Origin of the sequence: Pseudomonas sp. RA_105y_Pfl2_P56 (assembly GCF_963970845.1) — a bacterium.
GTDB classification, from domain to species: domain Bacteria; phylum Pseudomonadota; class Gammaproteobacteria; order Pseudomonadales; family Pseudomonadaceae; genus Aquipseudomonas; species Aquipseudomonas baetica_A.
Genome location: NZ_CAXAPL010000033.1, coordinates 33,421 through 58,483, shown reverse-complemented (window position 1 = coordinate 58,483; position 25,063 = coordinate 33,421). Strand labels below are relative to the sequence as shown.

Annotated in this window: 20 protein-coding genes; 7 read left to right on the top strand and 13 right to left on the bottom strand. The window is 58.9% G+C overall.

What is annotated here, in order from left to right; all coding sequences use genetic code 11:
- Positions 1-3: 3 nt before the first annotated feature.
- Both AACY11_RS20850 and AACY11_RS20845 read left to right on the top strand, forming a co-directional pair.
- Positions 4-720 (top strand): hypothetical protein, encoded by a 717-nt coding sequence (locus tag AACY11_RS20850; RefSeq protein ID WP_339465669.1) that lies wholly within the window; start codon positions 4-6, stop codon positions 718-720.
- A gap of 148 nt (positions 721-868) precedes the next feature.
- Positions 869-1,282, top strand: a complete 414-nt coding sequence (locus tag AACY11_RS20845; protein ID WP_339432551.1) for a VOC family protein — start codon at positions 869-871, stop codon at positions 1,280-1,282.
- Positions 1,283-1,338: 56 nt separating this feature from the next.
- Here AACY11_RS20845 and AACY11_RS20840 read toward each other — a convergent pair whose 3' ends face one another.
- The 12 genes from AACY11_RS20840 to AACY11_RS20785 form a co-directional block, all read right to left on the bottom strand.
- Entirely contained in the window at positions 1,339-1,668 is a 330-nt protein-coding gene (locus tag AACY11_RS20840) for a hypothetical protein (protein ID WP_339432552.1), read from the bottom strand.
- A gap of 227 nt (positions 1,669-1,895) precedes the next feature.
- The gene (locus tag AACY11_RS20835; protein WP_339432553.1) at positions 1,896-2,918 is read right to left on the bottom strand and encodes an ABC transporter permease; all 1,023 of its coding nucleotides are present in this window, start codon (positions 2,916-2,918) and stop codon (positions 1,896-1,898) included.
- A gap of 56 nt (positions 2,919-2,974) precedes the next feature.
- Positions 2,975-4,540 carry a sugar ABC transporter ATP-binding protein gene (locus AACY11_RS20830; protein WP_339432555.1) on the bottom strand — a complete coding sequence of 522 codons (1,566 nt, stop codon included), beginning with the start codon at positions 4,538-4,540 and terminating at the stop codon, positions 2,975-2,977.
- Between the two features lie 70 nt (positions 4,541-4,610).
- On the bottom strand, positions 4,611-5,537 hold the full coding sequence (locus tag AACY11_RS20825; protein ID WP_339432556.1) for a sugar ABC transporter substrate-binding protein: 927 nt from the start codon (positions 5,535-5,537) through the stop codon (positions 4,611-4,613).
- Positions 5,538-5,693: 156 nt separating this feature from the next.
- Positions 5,694-6,746 (bottom strand): Gfo/Idh/MocA family protein, encoded by a 1,053-nt coding sequence (locus AACY11_RS20820; protein ID WP_339495625.1) that lies wholly within the window; start codon positions 6,744-6,746, stop codon positions 5,694-5,696.
- A gap of 154 nt (positions 6,747-6,900) precedes the next feature.
- Positions 6,901-7,926, bottom strand: a complete 1,026-nt coding sequence (locus AACY11_RS20815; RefSeq protein ID WP_339495624.1) for a Gfo/Idh/MocA family protein — start codon at positions 7,924-7,926, stop codon at positions 6,901-6,903.
- Positions 7,927-7,967: 41 nt separating this feature from the next.
- Positions 7,968-9,899, bottom strand: a complete 1,932-nt coding sequence (gene iolD / locus AACY11_RS20810) for a 3D-(3,5/4)-trihydroxycyclohexane-1,2-dione acylhydrolase (decyclizing) (protein WP_339465675.1) — start codon at positions 9,897-9,899, stop codon at positions 7,968-7,970.
- 47 nt (positions 9,900-9,946) lie between these two features.
- Positions 9,947-10,768, bottom strand: a complete 822-nt coding sequence (locus AACY11_RS20805) for a TIM barrel protein (protein ID WP_339495623.1) — start codon at positions 10,766-10,768, stop codon at positions 9,947-9,949.
- A 25-nt stretch (positions 10,769-10,793) separates the two neighbouring features.
- Positions 10,794-12,296 (bottom strand): CoA-acylating methylmalonate-semialdehyde dehydrogenase, encoded by a 1,503-nt coding sequence (locus AACY11_RS20800; protein ID WP_339432561.1) that lies wholly within the window; start codon positions 12,294-12,296, stop codon positions 10,794-10,796.
- A gap of 44 nt (positions 12,297-12,340) precedes the next feature.
- Positions 12,341-13,150 carry a 5-deoxy-glucuronate isomerase gene (gene iolB, locus AACY11_RS20795; protein ID WP_339465679.1) on the bottom strand — a complete coding sequence of 270 codons (810 nt, stop codon included), beginning with the start codon at positions 13,148-13,150 and terminating at the stop codon, positions 12,341-12,343.
- Positions 13,150-14,040 (bottom strand): myo-inosose-2 dehydratase, encoded by an 891-nt coding sequence (gene iolE, locus AACY11_RS20790; RefSeq protein ID WP_339495622.1) that lies wholly within the window; start codon positions 14,038-14,040, stop codon positions 13,150-13,152. Before iolE ends, iolB begins: the two co-directional genes overlap by 1 nt.
- Before the next feature lie 69 nt (positions 14,041-14,109).
- Entirely contained in the window at positions 14,110-16,047 is a 1,938-nt protein-coding gene (locus AACY11_RS20785) for a bifunctional 5-dehydro-2-deoxygluconokinase/5-dehydro-2-deoxyphosphogluconate aldolase (RefSeq protein WP_339432564.1), read from the bottom strand.
- A 309-nt stretch (positions 16,048-16,356) separates the two neighbouring features.
- Here AACY11_RS20785 and AACY11_RS20780 point away from each other — a divergent pair, with 309 nt between their 5' ends.
- The 4 genes from AACY11_RS20780 (at position 16,357) to AACY11_RS20765 (ending at position 22,339) form a co-directional block, all read left to right on the top strand.
- A complete protein-coding gene (locus AACY11_RS20780; RefSeq protein WP_339432565.1) occupies positions 16,357-17,277 on the top strand; it encodes a MurR/RpiR family transcriptional regulator in 921 nt (306 codons plus the stop codon).
- A 160-nt stretch (positions 17,278-17,437) separates the two neighbouring features.
- Positions 17,438-18,553, top strand: coding sequence for a Gfo/Idh/MocA family protein (locus AACY11_RS20775; RefSeq protein WP_339495621.1), 1,116 nt, complete (start codon positions 17,438-17,440; stop codon positions 18,551-18,553).
- 1,134 nt (positions 18,554-19,687) lie between these two features.
- Complete coding sequence (gene mtlD / locus AACY11_RS20770; protein WP_339495620.1) at positions 19,688-21,844, top strand: bifunctional mannitol-1-phosphate dehydrogenase/phosphatase; 2,157 nt, start codon at positions 19,688-19,690, stop codon at positions 21,842-21,844.
- 192 nt (positions 21,845-22,036) lie between these two features.
- Entirely contained in the window at positions 22,037-22,339 is a 303-nt protein-coding gene (locus tag AACY11_RS20765; RefSeq protein ID WP_339465685.1) for a hypothetical protein, read from the top strand.
- A 476-nt stretch (positions 22,340-22,815) separates the two neighbouring features.
- On the opposite strand, the gene AACY11_RS20760 is transcribed toward AACY11_RS20765, so the two are convergent.
- Positions 22,816-23,535 (bottom strand): alpha/beta family hydrolase, encoded by a 720-nt coding sequence (locus AACY11_RS20760; protein WP_339495619.1) that lies wholly within the window; start codon positions 23,533-23,535, stop codon positions 22,816-22,818.
- 95 nt (positions 23,536-23,630) lie between these two features.
- Here AACY11_RS20760 and ccoN point away from each other — a divergent pair, with 95 nt between their 5' ends.
- Positions 23,631-25,055 carry a cytochrome-c oxidase, cbb3-type subunit I gene (ccoN, locus tag AACY11_RS20755; protein ID WP_221733294.1) on the top strand — a complete coding sequence of 475 codons (1,425 nt, stop codon included), beginning with the start codon at positions 23,631-23,633 and terminating at the stop codon, positions 25,053-25,055.
- The last annotated feature ends 8 nt before the right edge of the window (positions 25,056-25,063 follow it).

Genomic DNA, 25,063 nt, shown 5'->3' with positions numbered 1-25,063 from the left:
ACGTTGAACCCGGCAGGTGATGACAGTGCGCCATGGTACTCCAGCGCAACGATTGAAATTCATAGTGTGCGAATTCCTCGGCATACTGGCGTGCGCCGAACACCACGAAAAGGACTCAACGTGTTATCTCGCCCCAATGCCCTTTGGCTCTATTACCCTCTCTGCTGGCTCGCGGCTCTGACGCTGCTGCTGCACAGCGCTTTTTATGACTGGAATCTGATGACACCGATCGATGTCGGTGGCACCTTCATGGGCGGCATGGGCGGGCAAATGTTTGTCAGTGCCTGGGTTCTGACCACAGTGGTTTTGTTGATAAGCCTGCTAGTGCGCTTGCCTGGATCGATCCATGCCTGCATCGCTGCAGGGCTTTTGCCACTTGGCATGGGCGCCTGGTGGCTAGTCAACTATCCAGACGATGCAGAACAACGGATCTACAGCATCAGCCCCCATGAAATCGGCAGCGCAATGTTGATCGGCGCAGGCTTGATGCTGTTCGGTCTTTTTTTGCGCTCAAGACTCAAGAAAAGCCACAGCAGCGGCCAGCCGTCCCGCTTCGCAATGATCGGCAGGTCTGTGGTGGCGGTTCTCATAGCCGTTGTTTTTATCGGCGCGCCGATCAAAATTGCCACGCACCTTGAGCTACCCCATTGCGCGTTCAGCAAGGAGGGTCAGCAATTGACCATATGCCTGGGTGACGACGAGCACGTCATCGTCGACTGAGTCGGGACTTGCCCGGGTCTTTTCATTTGAAAAACATCGGGAGAAACCCGCTCGATCCCGACGTCAAAACCTCTGCTATGTTTTAACCGCCCATCGTGGAACACGCTGTACAACCACTACTCCACGCCTGACTGCCAGGAACAAAGACATGAAAATCAACCCGTACCTGATCTTCAACGGCGACTGCCGAGAAGCCTTCACTTTTTATCAGCAAGCCCTGAGCGGCGAACTGGAGGCGATGACCTCTTTCGGTGAATCCCCCGCTGCGGAGCACGTTGCAGAAGAACATCGGCACCTGATCATCCACACCTGCCTGAAAGTCGGCGATCAGATGATCATGGCTTCGGACACCACGCCCGACCGCCCGACTCAGGGCATGAGTGGCTGTTCAATTTCCCTGAACGTCGACAGCATTGCCGAAGCCGAGCGGATATTTAACGCGCTGGCCAAGGACGGTCGCGTCGACATGCCGCTGGAAGCGACCTTCTGGGCCGCACGATTTGGCATGCTGGTGGATCGCTTTGGCGTGTCATGGATGGTCAATTGCGATAGCGACAAGTGAGTCTGCGTTTTCCACACCCATGAAAAAGCCCAACCGTTAAGGGTTGGGCTTTTGGCTTAACGCTGTGCCAGTTCATGCCGCACGCATTGTTCATAGTAGGTTTGCTTGATCGCCGCGGGTCTGAGCCGCGAGCTGCTGTTGTAGGTTTGCTCGGTGATGCCCATGGCGGTCATGCGCATCCATGGCTGCTGGAACTTGCGGGCCTGCAAGCGCTTGCGTGCACCGTACAGGGAGATTCCGGACAGTTTCGATTGCTGCGCACCGGCGGCGATATCGGCACCCCAGGTGCAGGCAAAGCGATGGTTTTTGCTCAATGCCCTTGCCTGAACCCCCGCGGCAAAGACAGCCAGGGAAAGCGTTGCAACGGTGATGACAATCGTCCGCATGTGGCCAACCTAACCTTTTGAAAAAAAGCGAGTTTGCCGTTCAAAGTGCAATCAGGGGGCCAGCAATTTGCCGCTTTTACCGATTTTTCTACTGCCTTGCTGGACTGATCAGCACAACGGTCGACTCACCGACAGCCCTCATGATGCGTGGCAAACACCCTGGCTGAAACTAATAGGGGTGTGATGAAGCGAGAGCCAGAAAAGGCCCTCGCTGTTTGCCGTCAAAGTCAGCGCTTGAGTTTGCGCTTGTTGCGGTATTGGTCGATGACCACCGCGACCACGATGATCAAGCCTTTGATGATGTCCTGAATATAGGCATCGACCCCGACGAACGTGAATCCACTGGCCATCACTCCAAGAATCAATGCACCGATGACGGTGCCGGTAATGCGCCCCACCCCGCCCGCCAGGCTGGTTCCTCCAATGACCGCTGCGGCAATGGCATCCAGCTCATAGGACATGCCCATCCCCGCCTGCCCGGTGGCGGCGCGGGCCGAAGCCACCACGCCCGCCAATCCTGCCAGCAACCCGGCGATGCTGTAGACGATGACCAGATGGCGTTTGACGTTAATACCGGACGTACGCGCCGCCTGCATGTTGCCGCCGATGGCGTAGGTGTATTTGCCGTACTTGGTGTAGCGCAATGCGATGTGGAAAATCACCGCGACCACCAGAAAGATGATCACCGGCATCGCGCCGTTACCGATGGCCGTGTAGGAGTCCGACAGCATGCTGATCGGCTGGCCTTCGGTGTAGTAACGCGCCAGGCCACGGGCCGAGACCATCATGCCCAAGGTGGCAATGAACGGTGGAATTCCGGTGATGGCGATGATGCTGCCATTGATTGCCCCCGCCAACAGCCCGACGCCGAGCCCGACAATCACCGGAATCCACACCGGCAAGTCGGTCAGCGACGGGAATACCGCCCGAGAGAAATCCGAGGTCTGTGCCAGGCTGGCCGCAATCATCGCCGATAAGGCCAGCACCGATCCCGACGACAGGTCGATGCCGGTGGTGATGATCACCTGGGTTACGCCAATCGCCAGCAGGCCGATGATCGACACTTGCAGAATCATCAGCACCAAACGCTGGGAGTTCATCAGGAAGCTCTGGTCGCGCACGATCCAGCCGAACACTTCGAACACCAGGCCGATACCAATCAGCACCAGGAAGATGCTCAGCTCGGTCGGAAAGCGCCGGCGATTCTTGGCCGGCGCCGCTGCCGGTTTGTTTTCCAGTATCGCGTTCATAACTACTCACCCTTCTATCGCGTCGACGACGCTGGCCGTGCCAGCGTCAGCATTCATTAGTGAACGGCGGACATGCCCGAGGCCAGTTGCATCACTCGCTCCTGAGTCGCTTCGCGGCGGTCGAGGGTGCCCATCAGGTCGCCCTCGTGCATGACCATCACGCGGTCGCTCATGCCGAGCACTTCCGGCAGTTCCGAAGAAATCATGATCACCGCCATGCCTTCGCTGGCGAGATAGGCGATAAGCCGGTAAATCTCGGCCTTGGCGCCGACATCGATACCGCGGGTCGGCTCGTCGAGAATCAGGATGCGCGGATTGGTCATCAGCCACCGCGCCAACAGGGCTTTCTGCTGATTACCACCGGACAAGGTATCGATGCACTGCTCCAGTGACGGGGTTTTCACCCGTAGCTTCTTGCACATGTCTTCGCACAAGGCGCGCAGGGCTTTTTGCTGGATGAATCCGCGGCCGGCGTAATGCGGCAGTACTGCCATTTCCATGTTTTCCAGTACTGACAGGCACGGGAACAGACCGCTGAGCTTGCGATCCTCGGTCAACAGCGCGAAGCCCTTCTCGATTGCCATGTGCGGGTCGCTGATGCGCACCACTTCGCCATCGAGACGAATCTCGCCACTGTCGCTTGGGGTAATGCCGAAAATCGCTTCGGCAACGTTGGTCCGCCCCGAGCCCATCAGCCCGGCGATGCCGAGGATCTCGCCGGCGTGCAGGTCGAAGGAAACATCCTTGAAAATGCCGTCCAGTTTAAGGTCGCGCACCGACAGCAACAGATCGCCGATCGGCTTTTCGCGTACCGGGAACAACTGGCTCAACTCGCGACCGACCATCATCGAAATCAGGCTATCGCTGTCCATGCTGTCGGCCCGTTGCAGGCCTATGTAGGCGCCATCGCGGAACACCGCCACTTCATCGGCGATAGCGAACACTTCGTTCATTTTGTGGGTGATGTAGATAATGCCTTTGCCCTGGCTTTTCAGGTCGGCAATGATCGAAAAGAGGTGGGCAACTTCCTTGTCGGTGATGGCCGAGGTCGGTTCGTCCATGATCAAGATGTCGGAATCGTAGGACACCGCTTTGGCGATCTCGACCATCTGCCGTTCGGCGATGCTCAGGTTGCCGACCTGCTCTTGCGGATCGAGATTGATCCGCAAGCGTTCGAGCAATTTCGCCGTGCAGCGGTGCATTTCCCGGTGATCGACCATGCGAAAGCCGTTGAGCTGCTCACGGCCGATCCAGATATTTTCGGCGATGCTCATGTGCGGCATCAGGTTGAGTTCCTGGTGGATCATCGCGATCCCGGCCTGAAGCGCTGACAGTGGTGTTTGGAAGACCACCGGCTTGCCCCTCAGACGCAGTTCACCGGCGTCCGGCTGATAGATGCCGGCAATGATTTTCATCAGGGTGGATTTGCCAGCGCCGTTTTCACCCATCAGGGCCAGCACAGAACCTGGGCGTACCCGAAGCTGCACATCGGCCAAGGCAACCACACCGGGAAATCCCTTGCTGACGTTGACGATCTCCAGCAGGTACGGCTCATCGGCAGGTGTTGCAGTTGGCTGGATACCCACTAACGGGGTGCTCGAAGCAGTCGCTGAAGCGAACATGATCAGGTACTCCATCAGCAAGGTCGCGGTGGCAACCTTGCGTATTTATTGTTGTTATTGAACGGACGGGCTATTTGAACGTGTCGACGTTTTGCGGGGTGATCAAGCGGTATGGCACCCACACGGACTGTTCAACCGGCTCGTTTTTGGCCATTTTCACGGCGGTGTCGATCGAACCGTCGGCCTGTCCCTTGGCGTCCTGAAACACCGAGACGGCCAAGGCGCCCTTCTTCACTGCGTTCAAGCCGTCCGGCGTACCGTCGACACCGGCAATCAGCACGCTACCCTTTTTGACGCCTGCCTGTTGCAGGGCCATGGCCGCGCCAATCGCCATCTCATCGTTGTTGGACACGACCGCGTCAAACTTGCGGCCCTGGGTCAGCCAGTCGTTGACCAGGGTCATGCCTTTATCCCGCGACCAGATACCTGTCTGCTCTTGCTCGATCTTGATGTCCGGGTATTTGGCCAATACTTCTTTGACGCCCTTGGTGCGGTTAGTGGTGGAGTTGTTCGCGAGGTCGCCGAGCAGAATCACGATGTTGCCCTTGCCGCCCATTTTGTCGGCCAGGTACTGCATCTGCATTTCACCGGCCTCCAGATCGTTGGAGGCGACCGTGACGACACCTTTGGGCAGCTTCAGGTCATCGGGGCGGCGGTTGACGTAGACCAGCGGGATACCGGCCTTGACGGCGGCTTCGGTGATTTTACGGGTGGCGGCGGTATCCACCGGATTGACCACGATGGCATCGACCTTCTGGCTGATGAAGTTTTCGACCTGACTCAATTGCTTGACCACGTCGCTGCGGGCGTCTTCGAATTGCAGCTGTACGCCATCGGGATAGGACTTGGCTTTCGTGTCCATGGATTCGCGCAGGTAGGTCAGCCAGGTGTCGTCGAATTGGGACATGCTGACGCCGATCTTCATATCGGCGAGCGCCGCGCCACTGGCGAACATCAGCGACAAGGCAAGTGAGGCAAAGCGGATCTTGGTCTTCATGAAAAGTCTTTCTCCACATTCTTGTTGGTTTTATGGATGAGGCGTGACGATTTCAGTAAGCAGGCAAGCGGGAAAAGGGTTTAAACAGGTGGCGAGGCCGGTCGCTGAAAACGACTTTATTGGAAAATAATTTCCATATCAACTCATTTTAGAATTTTATTCTGATTTTATTCCATGGCGCTCGAACAGGCTCAATTCCACCACTTGATGCCGCTCGGCGCTCAGTCGCGCAGCGTCCAGCACGCAAGTGGTCGCCAGTGCATCACGGGCGTCCACAGGCAGTGGGCCACCGCTCTGCAACGCGGCTTGCAGCTGTAAATAGAACTGATTCCAGCAACCGCGCTCGGAGGGCACCCGTTCGCGCACCTCGCCCTGTTCGAACCAGCCCCAGCGGCGATGTTCTTCCACCCCCCAGCGCTCACCTTCGGTTTTTGGCGAAAGCCCGGCGAGTGCCGAGGCTTCTTGCCCGTCCAGACCATCGACGCTGTAACAACCGTGGGTGCCGGTCACCCGAAAGCGCGGGCCGGGGGTGTTTTGCAGGCAACTGCCGCCCAGGTGTGAGGTCACGCCACTGGCATGGGTCAGGGCCATAAAGAAGCCGTTATCGAAGACCTGGCCTTTTTCCAGGTAATCCAGTTCGGCGTAGACCCGTGTCACCGGACCAAACAACAGCAACGCCTGATCGACCAGATGGCTGCCCAAGTCGCGAAGAAAACCACCACCACTGCCGTTGTTCACCGCCAGTGGTGAGTAACGTTCGATCCGCGATTGGAAACGGGTGACTTGGCCCAACGCACCGGATTCGATGAGTTTGCGCACGGTCAGGAAGTCCGAGTCCCAGCGACGGTTCTGATAGACGCTGAGCGGCACGCCTTGGCGCTCGGCCATGGTAATCAGGGTTTGCGCTTGCTGCGCATCAGCGGCAAACGGTTTGTCGCTGACCACCGCCACTCCGTGTTCGATGCCATCAAGCACCAACGCCGGACGGCCCTTGAGCGGCGTGGACACCACCAGCACATCGATCCCGGCCTCCACCAGTTGGCCGATGCTGTCGAACGCTGGCACCCCTGGGTGTTCTGCCGCCAGCAACTGTCGGCGTTCCGGTGAACGGGTGACCACACCCACGAACGTCGCCGCCGGCAAACTGCTGATCAGCGGAGCATGGAAAAACCGGCCGCCATGGCCGTAACCGACAAGTCCGATCCGCATGTGTGCATTCCTTCTTATTGTTATGTAACCGCTCACTGGACACACGCCGTCCTTGTGGCAGCGGGTTTGCTCGCGAAGGCGGCGGACACGTCAATATTGATGTCGGCTGACACAGCGCTTTCGCCAGCAAGCCCGCTCCCACAGGCGATCATCGTTAGCCGTAGAAATGTGGGCGGTCTGGCAGACCGACTTTGACGATCGCCCCGCTGCTCTGCGCCTCGATGCACGCGTCTGCGGCGACGGCAGCGGCGAAGCCATCCCACGCTGACGGGCCACCCACCTGCCCGGCGCGCACGCCATCGATGAATGCCTGCAACTCAACGTCATACGCCGCGATAAACCGATCCTTCCAGTCCATCAGAATCGCGTTGGACAACTTCGCCCCGCTGCGCAACTGCACCTGGGACGGCTCGGGCAACCTGGCGATGCCGGTCTCCCCCACCACTTCGCACTGGATGTCGTAGCCGTATTGGCAGTTGACGAACACTTCCACGTCGATGCGCGTGCCCTTGGCGGTTTCCAGCAGCACGATCTGCGGGTCTCTCAAATGCGTGAGGGCCTTGCTGCTCTTGCGCGGGAACACCACCTGCACCGACACGTAATCGTCGTCGAGCAACCAGCGCAACACGTCCAGTTCATGGATCAGGGTGTCGGTGATCGCCATGTCGGTCTTGTAGTTTTCACCCACGCTCGGGTTGCGATGCGCGCAGTGCAACATCAAGGGCTCACCAATCTGACCGCTGTCGATCACGGCTTTGAGTGCCCGATAACCTTCGTCATAGGGGCGCATGAAACCGACCTGTACCAGGCGTTTACCGTGGGCCACTTCGGCCTCGACGATGTTGCGGCAACCTTGAGCGGTGACCGCCAGCGGCTTCTCGCAGAACACCGGTTTACCCGCCGCAATCGCCGCCAGCACGAACGCTTCATGGCTCGGGCCCCAAGAGGTGACGAGGATTGCTTCGACCTCCGGTGCCTTGATCAGCGCATGGCCGTCGGGATAGACCTCGGCGGTCAGTTTCAAGTCGGAAACGACCTTCGCGGCTTGCTGCAAATTGATGTCGGTTACAGCAACGACCTGGCTATTGAGCAGGGTCTGGCTGCAACGACGGATATGGTCCTGGCCGATCGCCCCGGTACCGATGACGCCGATCCGCAGTGAATGAGAGAGCAATGACATGAAGATTCTCCTGTGAAAATTTGTTGTGGTATCAGGGGCAATCAGTACTGACGGGCCTTGGCCAGTCGTTCATTCAGGGTCTTGGCCACCGCATCGGTGCGGGCACTGGTGGAGACTTGCGCCACGCCGACCCGCCACCACGACAGGTATTTGTGAATCATGGTTTTGGGTAGAACCTTGATATCGATCAGCGTCGACACCGTCTGCAAACGCGCATCGGCCAATGCGCTTCGCAGCTCTTCGACCGTGCTCACTTTGTAGGTCTTGCAACCATAAGCCGCCGCGCTCATGGCGAAATCCACCGGCACGAAACCGCCGTCGAGCTTGCCGGTTTGCGGGTTGCGGAACCGCAACTCAGTGCCGAAGCTGTCCATGCCGTGTTCCATCTGCAGGTTGTTGATGCAACCGAAAGTCATGTTGTCGAACAGCACCACGTTGATCTTGCGGCGCTCCTGGATCGAGGTCGCCAGTTCGGAATGCAGCATCATGTAAGAGCCGTCACCGACCAGCGCATAGACCTCGCGCTCAGGCTCGGCAAGTTTCACGCCCAGTGCGGCATTGACCTCGTAACCCATGCAGGAATAGCCGTACTCGACGTGATAAGTGTTCACGCCCTTGCTGCGCCAACTGCGCTGCAAGTCACCGGGCAGGCTGCCGGCGGCGGCGACGATCACCGCGTCATCGGCCAGGGTTTCATTGAGCACGCCAAGCACACGGCTCTGGGTCAGGCAGGAGCCGGTCAGCTCGATGAATTCGCGCAGCACCGCCGGGTCCATGTGGTCGTTGATTTCCGGGATAAAGTCCTGGCTCTGGTATTCGACCTGATAGAGACGGTCGACTTCCTCGTCCAGTTGCACCTTGGCCTGTCGCGGTTGATCGCCCCACGCAGAACGGTAATCGCCCAAGGCTTGAGCCAGGGCTTGCAAGCCAACTTTGGCGTCCGCCAGCAGTTGCACGCCGTCGAGCTTCAGGGCATCACAAGGACTGATGTTGAGGTTGAGAAATTGCACGTCCGGATGCTGAAACAGGGATTTCGAGGCGGTGGTGAAATCGCTGTAGCGGGTGCCGACACCGATGATCAGGTCCGCGTCTTTGGCCAGCAAGTTCGCCGCCAGACAGCCGGTTTCACCGATCCCGCCAACGTTCAGCGGGTGACTGGACACCACCGCACTCTTGCCGGCCTGGGTTTCGGCGAAGGGAATGTCGAAGCGCTCGGCCAACGCCTGCAAGGCGCCATTGGCACCCGAGTATTTGACCCCGCCACCGCAAATGATCAGCGGCTTGCGCTTGCCTTTGAACAGCGCCAGCGCATCACCGAGCATCGCCTCGGTCGCCGGACGACGCTCGATGCGGTGCACGCGTTTTTGCAGGAAGTAATCGGGATAGTCGTAGGCCTCGGCCTGCACGTCTTGCGGCAAGGCCAGGGTCACTGCGCCGGTTTCGGCAGGATCGGTCAGCACACGCATGGCGTGGATCGCCGCCGTCATGAGTTGTTCGGGGCGGTTGATGCGGTCCCAGTATTTGCTCACGGCCTTGAACGCATCGTTGGTGCTGATGCTCAGGTCGTGGAACTGCTCGATCTGTTGCAACACCGGGTCCGGCTGGCGGCAGGCATACACGTCGCCGGGCAACAACAGCAAGGGAATGCGGTTGGCCGTCGCCGTCGCCGCGGCGGTCAGCATGTTGGCTGCACCAGGGCCTACCGATGAAGAGCAAGCGTAGATCTTGCGCCGCTGGTGCTGCTTGGCAAAACCGATGGCCGCGTGGGCCATGCCTTGCTCATTGCGCCCCTGATGGACGATCAGGTCGCCGCTGTCCTGCTCCAGCGCCTGGCCCAGACCCAGCACGTTGCCGTGGCCGAAAATGGTAAAGATCCCGGCCACGAACTTGCTTTGGACCCCATCGACCTCGATGTACTGGTTATCGAGGAATTTCACCAGGGCCTGGGCCATGGTCAGTCTTGTTGTGTTCATCGCCGCACCTTTTATGAAGGCAAATCCAATCTAATGGGGGATTTCCATTAACCTTGAGTTCTTTGCAGGTGATCCATGCTCGCGCCGATCGCCTGCTGGATATCCGCCAGACCATGGACGCTGTCGGCAAAAGGCTCGAACGACAGGTAGCCGCTGTAACCACTGCTCAGCAAGGTGTCGACTTGCGCCGCGTTGCCAAGGATGTCGCCCTCGCCCACCAGCACCCGGTGGCCGTCGCGAATGGACGCCAAAGGCGCCTCGGCATCCTCGACACCGGAGATGTGCACCAGTCCGGTCAGCTCGGGAAAGAATTCATGTTCGCCGGCCAAGTAATGGTGAAAGGTGTCGTGCACCAGACGAAACACATCCAGCCCGCCGATGGCCTTGATCGCGTCCACCGCCGTACGCTTGCGGCGCAGCGAGCACTCTTCGAAACCCAGCGGTTCAATGAAACCGAGGATGCCGTGTTCGCGCAGGATCGGCGCCAGTTCAGTCAACGCCGTGCGCAAACCCGAAGCGCGTGCAGCCTCATTGCGCGGGTCAGCACGGTCGTTGAGCGGACACATGACCAACCCTTGAGCACCACAATCACGGGCATAAGCAGCCAGCTTCAAGGCCTGTGCACGGCGCTCGTCATTCCACACATCAAACGGATACAGCGCGTTGATCGACAGCACGGTAATGCCTTGGGCGGTGCACAACTCACGGACGCGCTCGGGGGCGGTGCCGTCTTCGATCTCGACGCCTTTAAGGTCGTTGCGAATTTCGATGGCGTCGGCCTTGAGGGCCACCGCCAGGTCGATGAACGCCGGCAGGGACAAGCGTGGGGCGACCATACGGTTCAGGGCGAAACGCAGGGGTTTGCTCATTATTGTTGTTCTCCGCACAGGTGAATCAGTTGGCCGTTGGCATGCTGAATTCCGGGCCGTTGGCGATACTGTCGGGCCAGCGCTGCATCACGCTTTTGTAGCGACTGTAGAAGCGAATGCCCTCCTCGCCGTAAGCATGGTGATCACCAAACAACGAGCGTTTCCAGCCGCCGAAAGAATGCCAGGCCATCGGCACCGGAATCGGCACATTGATGCCGACCATGCCGACCTTGATGGTGCGGGCGAAGGCTCGGGCGATGCCACCGTCGCGGGTGAAACAGGACACGCCGTTGCCGAATTCGTGGGCGTTGATCAACGCGACGGCGCTGGCGAAATCCGGCACCCGCACGATGCCCAGCACCGGGCCGAAAATTTCCTGTTGGTAGATGCTCATTTGCGTCGTGACGTTGTCGAACAGCGTCGCGCCGACGAAGAAGCCGTTCTCGGCGCCCGGCACCTTGAAGTTTCGGCCGTCGACGATCAGTCGTGCGCCCTGAGCCACGCCTTCGTCGATAAACCCTTCGACTTTGGCCTTGTGCTCGGCGGTCACCAACGGCCCCATGTCGCTGTCGCCCTTCAGGCCGTTGCCGACTTTCAGTTGATCGATACGCGGCAGCAGTCTGGCAATCAGTGGGTCACCGACATCGCCCACCACCACGGCAATCGAAATCGCCATGCAGCGCTCGCCAGCCGAGCCGTAGGCCGCGCCGATCAAGGCATCTGCCGCTTGATCCAGGTCGGCGTCGGGCATGACGATCATGTGATTTTTCGCCCCGCCCAGTGCCTGCACACGCTTGCCCCGGGAGGTAGCTTGTTGGTGGATGTACTCGGCAATCGGCGTCGAGCCAACAAAGGAAATCGCCTCGATGTCCGGGTGTTGCAGCAACGCGTCCACCGCTGTCTTGTCGCCCTGGACCACGTTGAACACGCCGTCGGGCAAACCGGCTTCGCTCAACAGTCGGGCCATCAGCACGCTGGCGGACGGATCACGCTCGGACGGTTTGAGGATGAAGCAGTTACCGGTGATCAGCGCCAGCGGGATCATCCACAACGGCACCATCACCGGGAAGTTGAACGGCGTGACGCCGGCACACACGCCCAGCGGCTGACGCAGGTTCCAGTTGTCGATGCCGCCGCCGATGTTGTCGCTGAAATCGGTTTTCAGCAGGTTCGGCGCTCCACAGGCGTACTCGACGATCTCGATACCCCGGGTGACTTCGCCCTTGGCGTCCGAAAACACTTTGCCGTGTTCGCGGCTGATGATTTCTGCCAGTTCATCGTGATGCTGGTCGAGCAGTTCCTTGAACTTGAACATCACCCGCGAACGGCGCAGGGATGATTGTTCGGACCAGGCCGGGAAGGCTTTCAGGGCCGAGGCAACAGCTTCGTCTATGGTTTTCTGGCTGGCCAGCCCGACGCGCGCCTGGACGCTGCCGGTGGCCGGGTTGAAAACATTGCTGAAGCGTTCGCTGTGGCTGTCTTGCACTTGACCGTGAATGTAATGGCCGATGACCGGGGCGTCGCTCATGGATCGTGTTCTCCGTGCAGAGGTTGGAATTTGGGCTTTTCAGTTCACAGATCAAGCAGCCAACTGTGCTGCGGATCGTTGTGGAACTGCCAGACGCGTTTCGGGCCGGCCATGACATTCAGGTAATACGACTCATAGCCGTACGGCACACTCACCGGGTGATAACCCTTGGGCACGACAACAAGGTCGCTGTTTTCCACGGCCATGGCCTGATCGATGCTGCGATCGTCGGTGTAGACCCGCTGGAACACGAAGCCCTGGGGCGGGTTGATCTGGTGGTAATAGGTTTCTTCCAGAAAACTCTGGTGCGGCAAATCGTCGGTGTCGTGCTTGTGCGGCGGGTAGCTCGACGAGTGACCCGACGGCGTACGCACTTCCACCACCAGCAGCGAATGGGCCGGTTCGGTGTCCGGCAGAATGTCGCAGACATAACGGGTGTTGGCGCCTTTACCACGCACGCTGCGTTTCATGGAGTCGGGTTGGATCAGCCGTGGACCGAGGCCATTGCCCGCGGAACCGGGGGCGGCGCACACGGCGATTTGTGCTTCGCTGAGCGCGACCACTTGCGCCTGACTGCCGGGTGGCAAATACGCGGCGAACGGAGATTTGTCTTCGAACACCGACTGACGATCGCCGAGGTTGTCCCAGTCGAACGCGCCCTGCCCCGGCGCTTCGCCCTTGATGCTGACCCGGCCGCTGAGCAGCACCAGGCACAGTTCTTTATCACCGGCAGACACTGGCAGGGTCTCGCCCAGACTCAAGCGGTACGCGGCGAAACCGACGTACTCCAACTCATCTTTACCCAGCTCGACCATGGTCCGGCCACGGGCATTGCTTTTGACCAGCAGGCTCATCATGCAGTCCTCTCGTCGAGCAGCGTGCGCAGGGTGTCGTAGCCTTTTTTGGCGTAGACATAACTCGGCGCCACCGCGGGGTCCTGTTCGGCTTCGACCACCAGCCAGCCTTGGTAATCAGCGGCCAGCAGCACATCGAGCAAGGCGCCGAAGTTGATATCGCCATCGCCGGGCACCGTGAACGTGCCGTTGATGATGCAGTCCGGGAAACTCCACAGGTTGTTGCGCGCCAGTTGCACCACCGGTTTGCGCACGTCCTTGAAATGCACATGGCAGATGCGTTCGATGTGTTTGCCCAGCACCTTCAGGGGTTCGCCGCCCCCCATGTAGCAATGGCCCGAATCGAACAGCAAACCGACCTCACTGCCGGTCAGCGCCATCAGCTTGTCGATGTCGGCCGGGGACTCGACGTAAGCGCCCATGTGATGGTGATAGGCCAGACGAACACCTTGGGACAGGGTGAAGCGCGCCAGTTCGGTGAGTTTGTCGGCGTACTCCTGCCAGGCGTGTTCGGTGTGAAAACGCGGGCGTTCAACCAGCGGAATGTATTGGCCTTGAATGGAGTCGGCGACTTCGCCGTACACCAGCACCTTGGCGCCGTTTTTCGCCAACAGTTCGACATGGCTGCCGATGGCGTCGATTTCTTCGGCCACCGAACGGCGGGCCAGACGACTGGAATACCAGCCGGACACCAGCGCCAGGTCGTAGGGACGCAGTACATCGCCGACACCCTTGGCGTCTTTGGGGAACTTGCCGTTGAGTTCGAAACCTTCGTAGCCGATTTCCTTGCCTTCGCTCAATGCGGTGCTCAGCGGCGTCTCGCCCCCGAGGGACGGCAAGTCATCGTTGCTCCAGGAGATCGGGTTGATGCCAATTCGAATAGCGGGCATGGCTGCACCTTTTATTGTTTTTACCTATCTGTAAGACCGACGCTCCCACAGGGGATTTGCGTCAACCCGTCAGGCCCGGGCTGTGCGCCAGGCATCGATCAGTTCGACAAACGTGTCCTGCACCTGGCGGATCAGCGCTTGATCGTCGATTTCACCCGCCATCCACGCGCGGCTCGGCTCTTGGAAAATCGTCCGGCCCACGGCAAAACCACGGCAGGTCTGGCTCTGGCTGGCCTGTTGAAACCCTTTGGCCAGGGCTGCTGTCGGCGCATTCAGCCCCAGCAACACCACGCCTCGGCAATACGGATCACGCGCCTGAATCAGTTCGTCGAGTTGCTTCCACTCCTGGGCGCTCTGCGCTTCGATTTTCCACCAGGCCGGATAAATACCCAGGTTGTAGAGCCGTTTGAGGGCGCGATACAACACGTCTGGATGGGGCGAGGGATGATCAGTGGGTGGGATGATTTCCAGCAGCAGTTCATGACCGCTGACCAGGGATGCCTGATACAAACCCTTGATCTGCGCTTCCTGTTCCAGTCGCAGCAACGGCTCGTCGTCGGGGTGGAATTGCACCAGGCACTTGATGATTTGCTCCTGCGGCCAGGCGATCAGGTTGCTGCCGATGGAGCGACCATGCTCGAAAGCCAATGGACGCGAACCTTGCACTTCCACCGGTCGCGCCACCCACCAGCCACGGCCAGTGGCAGCGTTCAGCGAGTCCTGGCCAAAGCGTTGATCGGCCAGCAGCCCGACATCGGCCTCAATGCCTTGCTTGTGCAAATCAGCTTCGACCCGCTCCACGGCTTTGATAAAGAGTTGCTTGAGTTCGCCAATCGCGCTCAGGTCGCGACCGCCCTTGTGCGCCAGTTCCACCAATTGCCCGCGATGGTCGAAAGCAAAAATGAACAGTTGCTTCCATTGTTTGCGCGGCACGCTGACCTGATGCAGGCGTTGCAACACCCCATCCTGATCCGGCCGGGTAATCGGCAACGGGCTGTTGAACAGATATTCGAGTTCGGCGCGGGTCGGCATGGCCGGGGCGCAAGCGTGGCGTGAAACCACGAGACCACCACAGGCATTGGCCAACTGACAGCAGCGCTCGTCGCTCGCATCCTCCAGCCAACCACTGAGGAAGCCCGACATAAAGGCGTCGCCGGCACCCAGCACATTGAGCACCTCCACGCGCACGCCTGGATAAATGGCGCCGTCTTCGAGACGAGCCGGGATCACGCCATCAATCACCGTGCAACCTTGCGGGCCGAGCTTGACCACCAACGTTGCAGCGCTCAGCCGGCGGACATTGCGCAATGCCGTGAGCAAATCCTCGGAGCCGCCAGCCATCAGAAACTCCTCTTCAGTGCCGACGATCAGGTCAAAACGCGGGAGGATTTTTTGCACGTGCTGACTGACGCTCTGATCGGCGACGAAGCGTGTTTCCCCGTCAGCCTTGCCGGCCAGCCCCCAGAGCACTGGGCGATAGTCGATGTCCAGCACCCGTTTGACGTTGTGTTTCTCGGCATGATCCAGCGCCTGGGTGCTCGCTTTGTAGACGCCATCGGTGGAGAAGTGGGTGCCGGTAATCAGCAAGGCTTTGCTGGAAGCGATGAAGGCTTCGCTGATGTCTTCAGCCCGCAACGCCATGTCGGCGCAGTTTTCGCGGTAGAAGACCAATGGAAAGGTTTCGCGATCCTTGAGGCCCAGCAGGACCATGGCGGTCAGGCGCTCCGGATCGACTTTGATGCCACTGATGTCACAACCTTCGCGGGCCAGGGATTGCACCAGGAAGCGGCCCATATGGTCGTCACCGACCCGGCTCAACATCGCCGACTTGAGGCCCAATCGAGCCGTACCGAAAGCGATGTTGGCGGACGATCCACCGAGGTACTTGGCGAAACTTGAAACATCTTCCAACCGCGCGCCGACTTGCTGCGCATAGAGGTCGACGCCAAGGCGCCCCAGGCAAATCAGATCCAACTGACGTCCACTGGCAAAACGAGTCTGGCCCATGCTGGCTCCTGTTATTTTTATCAGCCTGTGCTCAGGACGATGACCGCGCCGAACACTCTTGGTGGATGCAGACTAAAACGACCGGGACCGAACAATCAATAATTATTCCAAATAATTTTTATGTGGAATATTTTTTCCAACATACTCCTGTACAAGCGTTCCAGAGGTCGTGGATCGTTTCAGCACGCTGCGCACGACTGCAAGCTCAAGATTTTGTTCTTGCCTACCCTGTAGACTGCGCATTGCAAACCTATTGCCAGGGGACGAGGTGAAAAATCGTCCCTATAAGAACAGCCTGAAGGATTCCCTATGTCCCGCACCGATCAGCCGGCTACGACCGAGAGCACGCTCGAGAGCGATCTCACCAGCCCCCCGATCAATGCCGAGCGTCTGTTGCAGCTGATCACCAATGAATACGACAGCCTGCCGCGCCAGCTCAAACGCATCGCCAGTTACATGAGCCAGCAAAGCGACCGGATCATGGTCGACCGCATCAGCGACATTGCCCGCGAGTGCGAAGTGCACCCGTCGGCCATCGTGCGGTTTTCCCAGCGTTTCGGCTTCAGTGGCTTCAGCGAAATGCAGGCGTTGTTCCGCGAGGCGTATACCCACAAAACCACGCCGGTGCAGAACTACCAGCAGCGCATTCGCAGCATGATCGCCAACAAATCGCAGAAAGCCAGCGGCGGCGACCTGGCGCGCGAGTGCATCAACGCAACCCTGTCGGGCATCGAACGACTGGGAATGGAGCTCGATGACCTGGCCTTCGACAAGGCCGTGGACATGGTGGTGAATGCGGACAACATCTACGTGGTCGGCGTGCGCCGTTCGTTCGCGGTAGCCGATTACCTGGTCTACAACCTGCAACACACCAACAAACGAATCCACCTGGTCTCGGGGCTCGGCGGCAGCTATCGCGAGCAAATGCGCAGCGTGCGCGCCAATGACCTGGTGATCGCTATCAGCTTCACGCCATACGGCAAGGAAACTCAGCATTGCCTGCGTATCGCCCAGCATCAACAGGCGAAAACCCTGATCATCACCGACAGCAATCTCTCGCCCTTGGCCAAGCGCGCCAACACCCTGCTGCTGGTCAACGAAGGCAGTTCATTTGCGTTCCGCTCATTGAGTGCGACCCTGTGCCTGTGCCAGGCGCTGTTTATCGCCGTGGCGTATCGACTGGAGTTGAAGGTCGATGATATTCACGAGCAGGTCGGGTTCGAAGACTGATCCAGGAGCGGCGTTACGGCTGCACGCGTAGCGCCCTCCCTCCACCATCGCTGGCAGCGGCCGCGCACTCACTTGTAAATATTTATTCCATTTATTTACAGGAAAGAATAATTATTCTATAAGCTGATTCTCTGAAAACAAGAATTTAGAGGATCCTGCCATGCGCGAACTCGGAATCGGACTGATCGGCACAGGCTTCATGGGCCGCGCCCACGCCTTGGCCTTTCGCAACGTCAGTGCGGCCTTCGAACTGCCCTTCACACTGCGCCTGGCCGCCCTGGCGGACGCCGATCACGTTCGTGCGCAAGCCTGCGCCACTGCCTGGGGCTTTGAGCAGGCCTATGGCGATTGGCAGCCATTGATCGACGATCCCAAAGTAAACCTGATCGCCATCACCACGCCCAACCACCTGCACTACCCGATGGCCATGTCCGCTATCGCCGCAGGCAAGGCTGTGTACTGCGAAAAACCGCTGGCGGTTAACCTTGAACAGGCCAATGCCATGCACCTGGCGGCCAAGCATGCCGGCGTCGTCACCCGTGTCGGCTACAACTACCAGCACAACCCGATCATCGGGCTGGCGCGGGAGTTGATTCAGAGCGGCAGACTGGGCGAGATCATCAGTTTTCAAGGCGAATTCAGCGAAGACTTCATGGCCGATCCCGCGTCCCCCTGGTCATGGCGCTGTGAAGCCGAGCATGCCGGTGGCGCATTAGCGGATCTGGGTAGCCACTTGCTGGGCATGGCGCGCTACCTGCTGGGCAATGTCGAAGCGGTCTGCGCCGACTCCCAGACCGTGCACCGCCAGCGCCCCACCACCGCCGGTAGTCAGCAACAACGCACAATTGCCGTCGACGATCAGACGCATGCATTGCTGCGCTTCGTCAGCGGCGCGCGTGGAACCTTCAGCAGCAGTTGGCTCAAGCATGGCTACAAGAACCACCTGAGCTTCGAGATCAGTGGCACACACGGAACCCTGACGTTCGACCAGGAGCGCTTGAATGAGTTACGCCTGTGCCGTGCAGGCCAGGACGGTTTCCAGCGTTTACTGGCCGGGCCGACCCTGCCCGGTTACGCAGCGTTCAGTCCGGCGCCGGGGCATCAGTTGGGCTACAACGAGTTGAAGACGCTGGAAGTCCATGAGCTGATCATGGCCCTGGCCGGCCAAGGACAAGCCGGCACTGATTTCGAACAAGCACTGGAAGTCGAGCGATTGGCGACAGCCATTCGAATGGCGGCGCGGGAACAGCGCTGGGTCAATGTCGGCGAGGTTTGATGCGGACAAGGGTGGACCCAGGACGGATGCCGGGCGCTGGATCGTGCAGAGATTCTGTCATCCGCGCCCTCAGCGCATACAGGCCGGTTTGCAGCGCAGAGATCACCTCAGTCAGGCCGACGAAGCTCCCGGGGTAAGGGATACTGGTTTTCTCGGTGAGCTGAGCGTTCGCAGTGGATGGATTTCTCATGGGTCCGGTCCTTTGTTACAGCACGGCGTTGGCGATACCGAATGAAATGGCCTCTATGAGGTTGAACGGCAAGAATTTCCGCTGAGGGGAGCGGATTTTGAAGAGTGAATACGCGTTCGAAAATCATGTTTTTTACAATTCTCGTGTCGTTTCCCTTTTTTTATCGCACTCGAAACGTTTCAGCGCAACCGCTGGAGCTGCAACGGGATGCACCAACCTGTCCAAGGGGCATGGCGCCAGGCCTTGTGGTCTGGGGGTTTATGCGTTTCAAAAAAAATAAAACTTATCGTTAAAAAAATCATGAAACCTCACTGCACGCCGAGCGAAAGCGCGTGATCTCCCAGTTCCATCGACAGACGCAAGCAGTCTGAATAGATGGTCATGCCGTTCACTTCAAACATCGATTGATGTTCCGACTGCACGGCCAGCGTCCTTGATTCCGGCGTCTCGTACATGCTATTGCTAAAAAACGACTAGCCAATTCGCAGGAAGTTATCAAGCCGTATGCATGGAGTCACACACATCAATCGCCAGTCCGGCCCACCGTATGCATCCCTGATTGCGCACTGTGGGCCTTACGTCAAACACTACTTGAATGTAGCCACAGGGTCCGTTATTCAGCGCTCCACACACTCCGCTTCACACTGCCTGCGAACTCGCTTGTCTGGCAGCTACGCCTATAGGCGCCATCGTTACGTCCCTCCGCCTGCCCTTCTGATCGATAGTCACTGAACCGGCGCCACCTCGTTGTGGTTCGTCACGGTGAGTTCTGCTCGCCTGGTTTTTTTTATCTGAATTCATCACTCACTTGAGTGAAACACAGACCGGTCGGCATCCAGCCTCAAACGGCGTCAACTTCGGGTCACGACAGAATGCTGCCGCAGCGCCTCCTGCACGAGGTTGACCGGTTGTGAGCGTTCCCACGTTACAAGGAGCATCAGCCAATGATTTTTTTCCAGGGGAAGAGAATACTCAGCGCCATCTTCGATATGGATGGCACCATGTTTGACACTGAGCGCCTGCGCTTCAGAACCCTCAAACAGGCATCCAACGAAATTTTCGGCAAGCCGCTCAGCGAGCAAACCTTGATCGGCTCACTGGGCCTGAGCGCGAAGAAGGCCGAAGCGCTCGCGAAGGCGCACAACGGTGAAGATTTCCCCTACGCGCAGATCCGCCAGCGGGCCGATGAGCTAGAACTGGAGTACGTGCGTGATCACGGCGTCCCCATCAAAGCGGGCTTGCTGGAGGTGCTGGAGCGGTTGCGCAAATGCGGCCTGACCATGGCAGTCGCCACCTCAAGCCGCCGAGCCATCGCCGAGGAATACCTGATCAATGCCAACGTGCTCAAGTACTTCGACATCACCGTGTGTGGCGATGAAGTCAGCCAGGGCAAGCCCCATCCCGAGATTTTCCTGCGCGCAGCCAGCGCCCTCAATTGCGCGCCTGGCAGTTGCTTCATGGTCGAAGACTCTGAAAACGGACTGCTGTCGGCGATCCGTGCCGAAGGGCAACCGATCCTGATCGAAGACATCAAGCCACCTGCCACTGAGGTCAAAGCCGGCGCGCTCAAGGCTTACGGCAGCATGCACGAGTTTCTCGCCGACATCAGCGAGTGCATTCCCCACTTGGGCACACCTGAACTGAGCGAGCCTTTCCCCCAGGCGCTGAACCAGTTTCGCGTGGGTATTCATGGCTTTGGTGCGATCGGTGGTGGCTACTTGACGCAAGTGTTCTCCCACTGGGACGGCTACACCCGGCCCTGTGAAATCATTGCCGCGACCCGCTCGCGGATGCTGCGCGAGACGGTCGACGCCTTCGGTCGGTTCAGCGTGCGTTACGGTGCCACGTCCTTCGACCAGACCATCGAAAACCTCAGAATGATCGATATGGACGACGCCCAAGCGGTGATCGATATGTATGACGTCGCCGAAATCATTGGCCTCAGCCTGCCTGAGCAAGCCATCCGCAAACAAGCTGGGGTGATCGCCAAGGGACTGCTGCGACGCTTTGAACGCCGCGGCCGCGAACTAACCATTTTGATCGTGTTGAACAAAGTGGGTGGCGCCGCCTTCGTTCGCCGACACGTCGAAGCGGAATTGGCGCTGCTGTGCTCAGTGGAAATTTGCCAGCAGATCCTGAACAAGACCCACTTTGCCGAAACCGTTGTCAGCCGAATCGTCTCCAAGATCAGCAAAGATGCCCTGCTGCGACAACTGCGAATCAAGTCGCAAATGTTCCAGAACAGCATGGACGAGGAACCGAGCATGGCACCCAGGCTTGCCACTCCGGTACCGGAATACGAACGGCTGATTGGTCGCTTTCGCCCGTTCGCCCAGTCCAGCAGCGCACTTAACCAGATGCATCTGATCCTGTTCAACAGCGAGCCGGATATGCCTCTGTATGTGGAACGCGGCAGCGATCTGCTGGAGCGACTGCGCCAAGTGAAAACCGTAGATGACATTGCCCAGATCCAGGTCATCAAGAATCGCCTTTGGAACGGTCCTCACGCGATTATTGCCTGGTATGCCAGCCTGCTGGGATATTCGTGGGTGGGCCAAGGCATGGGGGACTCGCGTGTAAGCGCTTTGGCCGAGCGGCTGATCCGCCAGGAGGTTGCTCCCGCCTTGTTGGCAGACAATGCGCAGATGAACGAGGCGGTCGCCGCGTTTGCTCAGACCTTTTTGGAGCGCTGCAAGACTTCCTTCAAGGACCCTTGCGCACGCGTAGGCCGCGACCCCCTGCGCAAATTGCAGCGCAACGAGCGCATTCTGAGCAGCATTGATCTCGCCAGAAAACACGGGATCGAAACGCCCGCCCTCGAGTTCGGTGCCGCACTGGCCATTCATTACGCTCTGCGCTCGACCGACAGCAAGGAACAGGAGTGCCTTGGGATAAGGAAGCTTTACGATGAAAGTGGCAGTGTCGAAAAAGTGCTGACGCATACAGGGGACTACAACGGCAGGCCGTATCCAGGACTGGACGGGCTTGATGATGCAGCGCTGATAGAGTCGATTTCGGAGCATTTTCATCAGCTCCTGGAACCTGACTCGGCTCACTGGGGATGGCCGTTTGAGGCTGGATCGCAGCCGCACGTGTCGTAACTTCGCAGCAGAGGCCTGCACGATTTAACCCTGTCTCTGAGAGCTGCTGTAGCTTTTCGGCCTTTGCAACATAGCCATCTGGCCATCGTTGATGCGTGCAGTTCTCGGGGATGGACGAATGGCGCTTGCAAGGCCGTGCCGGCACCTCGTCTTCCCTTTGTTCGGTGTGCTCTTGGTAAAGGTAAAACCACCATGAAATGGACCGCCCCCCGCAAAATCCTACCGGCCCCGGCGGCTATCAGACTTGATGAGGATACCTTGTCGGTCCTGGAGGATTACCGTAATGCCAAAAAGGCTTGGCTGGATGCATCAGACGACGCGCCGGATATGAAAGAGCTAGAGCGCGCGTTTCATTACGCAGCGGCCGAGTTCGCGAGTTGGGTTGACGCCGAGATTGATTTTCAACTGGAACTCGCCGGGCGAACGTTACCAGTACACAGCGATTCGCCACGCCCGGGATGCATTCATTGCATGGCGCATGAGCAGGATGTGTGACAACCGAATCCTACTGCCTCAGCATTTCACAGGACGGTACCACGTCAGCCTGACGAAAACCGCCCGAGCCTCTCTGCGAGAGCGCGCTATCGCGGTGTTTCCTTCCACACTCCTGATGGAAAGCGACGGACAAAACGGCAACCAAGGGAGCAATGAGTGCGGCCAGAGGAAAACCTTCGCCCCGCTCACCCTGGGTATGCATCCATAAGGATTCATGACCTAAAGCACACGTTTGGTCGACGACTGCGCACAGCTGTGCCGTAGCACAGCTCGAGCGTCTGAGGATGAATATACGTTCATCGAAAACAGGGTTCTATGCGTCTAGTCTGCGGGTTCCGACATAGTGACTACAGGAGTAAACCACCATGTTCTCGCATGAAAGCGTCCCGCTGATCATCATGCTGCTTGGCGTGCTTACCGCCATCCTCCATCCGGTACATGCGTTCATTACCAGAGTTCGGAGGCGCAGAGACAGATCATCCACCGAGACAATTAAAGAGATGGATACGCGCTGAACTGTTGCCGAGAAACTCGACTACCTGCTGCGCGGCGCTAGCCAAATGCTGTTCATGGGTAAAACCTGAAGCTTTCAACGGCTTCAAATCATGATCCCCGGCCGCCAGCCACGTCACCTCGATACTCGGTGACAACGTGTAAGCCTCGACAGCTTCCCGATTGCCAAGCGCATCGCGCTCCCCCTGAACAACCAAAGTCCGCGTCTTCAAAGACGCCAAATGCTCAACCCGAGGTTTCTCCGGCTTCCCCACCGCATAAAACGGATAACCCAAACAGACCAACGCATCGGCACCCAATTCCTCGGCCAATAGACTCGCCATCCGCCCCCCCATCGACTTCCCGCCAATGGCCAAAACCCCAGCGACATGACGTCGCACTTCAACGAACACCTCGCGCCAGCACTCCAGCAATTTCCCCGCAGGATTGGGCGGCCGCTTACCCCCATCAACCCGTCGCTGCGCCATATACGGAAACTCAAAGCGCAACACGTTGACCCCAAGTGCAGCAAGGCGCCGAGCCATGTCCGTCATCCAGTCACTGTCCATCGGCGCACCAGCACCGTGGGCCAGGATCAACGTCGCCGAAGCCTCGCCCGACGCGGCGTCCCACAGCCATCCATGCTCGCGCGCACACTGCGCCCATTGATCCCCGTCAATACTGGCCTTGTGCTGTTTGTCCATGCTTGCCTCGCTTTTAGTCTGCCTATAACTCCAGGCGAAGGATTCGCGGCGATTGTTGCTCGCGCTCACTTCGGCTGAACCGTGGATGGGGAACCATGAACACTTCTATCAGTACCGCCTACAACTACAAGGTGGTCCGCCAATTCGCCATTATGACGGTGGTCTGGGGCATCGTCGGCATGGGCCTCGGGGTTTTTCTCGCCGCCCAATTGGTTTGGCCCGAACTCAACTTCAATTTGCCCTGGACCAGTTTCGGCCGCCTGCGCCCGCTGCACACCAACGCGGTGATCTTTGCCTTCGGTGGCTGCGCGCTGTTCGCCAGTTCGTTCTACTCGGTGCAACGCACCTGCCAGACTCAGCTGTTTGCGCCGAAAATCGCCGCGTTCTGCTTCTGGGGCTGGCAACTGGTGATCCTGCTGGCGGCGATCAGCCTGCCGTTGGGTTACACCAGTTCCAAGGAATACGCCGAGCTGGAATGGCCGATCGACATTCTGATCACCATCGTCTGGGTGGCCTACGCCATCGTGTTCTTCGGCACGATCATGCAGCGCAAGACCAAGCACATTTATGTGGGCAACTGGTTCTTCGGTGCGTTCATCATCACCGTGGCAATCCTGCACATCGTCAACAACCTTGAGTTGCCGGTGAGTTTCACCAAGTCCTACTCGGTGTATGCCGGTGCGACCGATGCGATGGTGCAATGGTGGTACGGCCACAACGCCGTGGGCTTTTTCCTCACCGCCGGTTTCCTCGGGATGATGTACTACTTCGTGCCGAAACAGGCCGAGCGCCCGGTGTATTCGTATCGCCTGTCGATCGTGCACTTCTGGGCACTGATCACCCTGTACATTTGGGCCGGCCCGCACCACTTGCACTACACCGCGCTGCCGGACTGGGCACAGTCGCTGGGCATGGTGATGTCACTGATCCTGCTGGCACCGAGCTGGGGCGGGATGATCAACGGCATGATGACCCTCTCGGGCGCCTGGCATAAGTTGCGCAGCGACCCGATCCTGCGATTCCTCGTGGTGTCGCTGGCGTTCTACGGCATGTCGACCTTCGAAGGTCCGATGATGGCGATCAAGACCGTCAACGCGCTCTCCCACTACACCGACTGGACCATAGGCCACGTACACGCCGGTGCTCTGGGCTGGGTGGCGATGATTTCCATCGGCGCGCTGTACCACATGATCCCGAAAATCTTCGGCAAAGAGCAGATGCACAGCATCGGCCTGATCAACGCGCATTTCTGGCTCGCGACCATCGGCACCGTGCTCTACATCGCGTCGATGTGGGTCAACGGCATCGCCCAAGGCCTGATGTGGCGTGCCGTGAACGAGGACGGCACGCTGACCTACTCCTTCGTCGAAACCCTGGTGGCCAGCCACCCAGGCTTCGTCGTACGGCTGGTGGGTGGGGCGATCTTCCTCAGCGGCATGTTCCTGATGGCTTACAACACCTGGCGCACCGTGCGGGCCTCACAGCCTGCTGACGTCGTTGCTGCCGCGCAGATGGCCTGAGGAGTCCG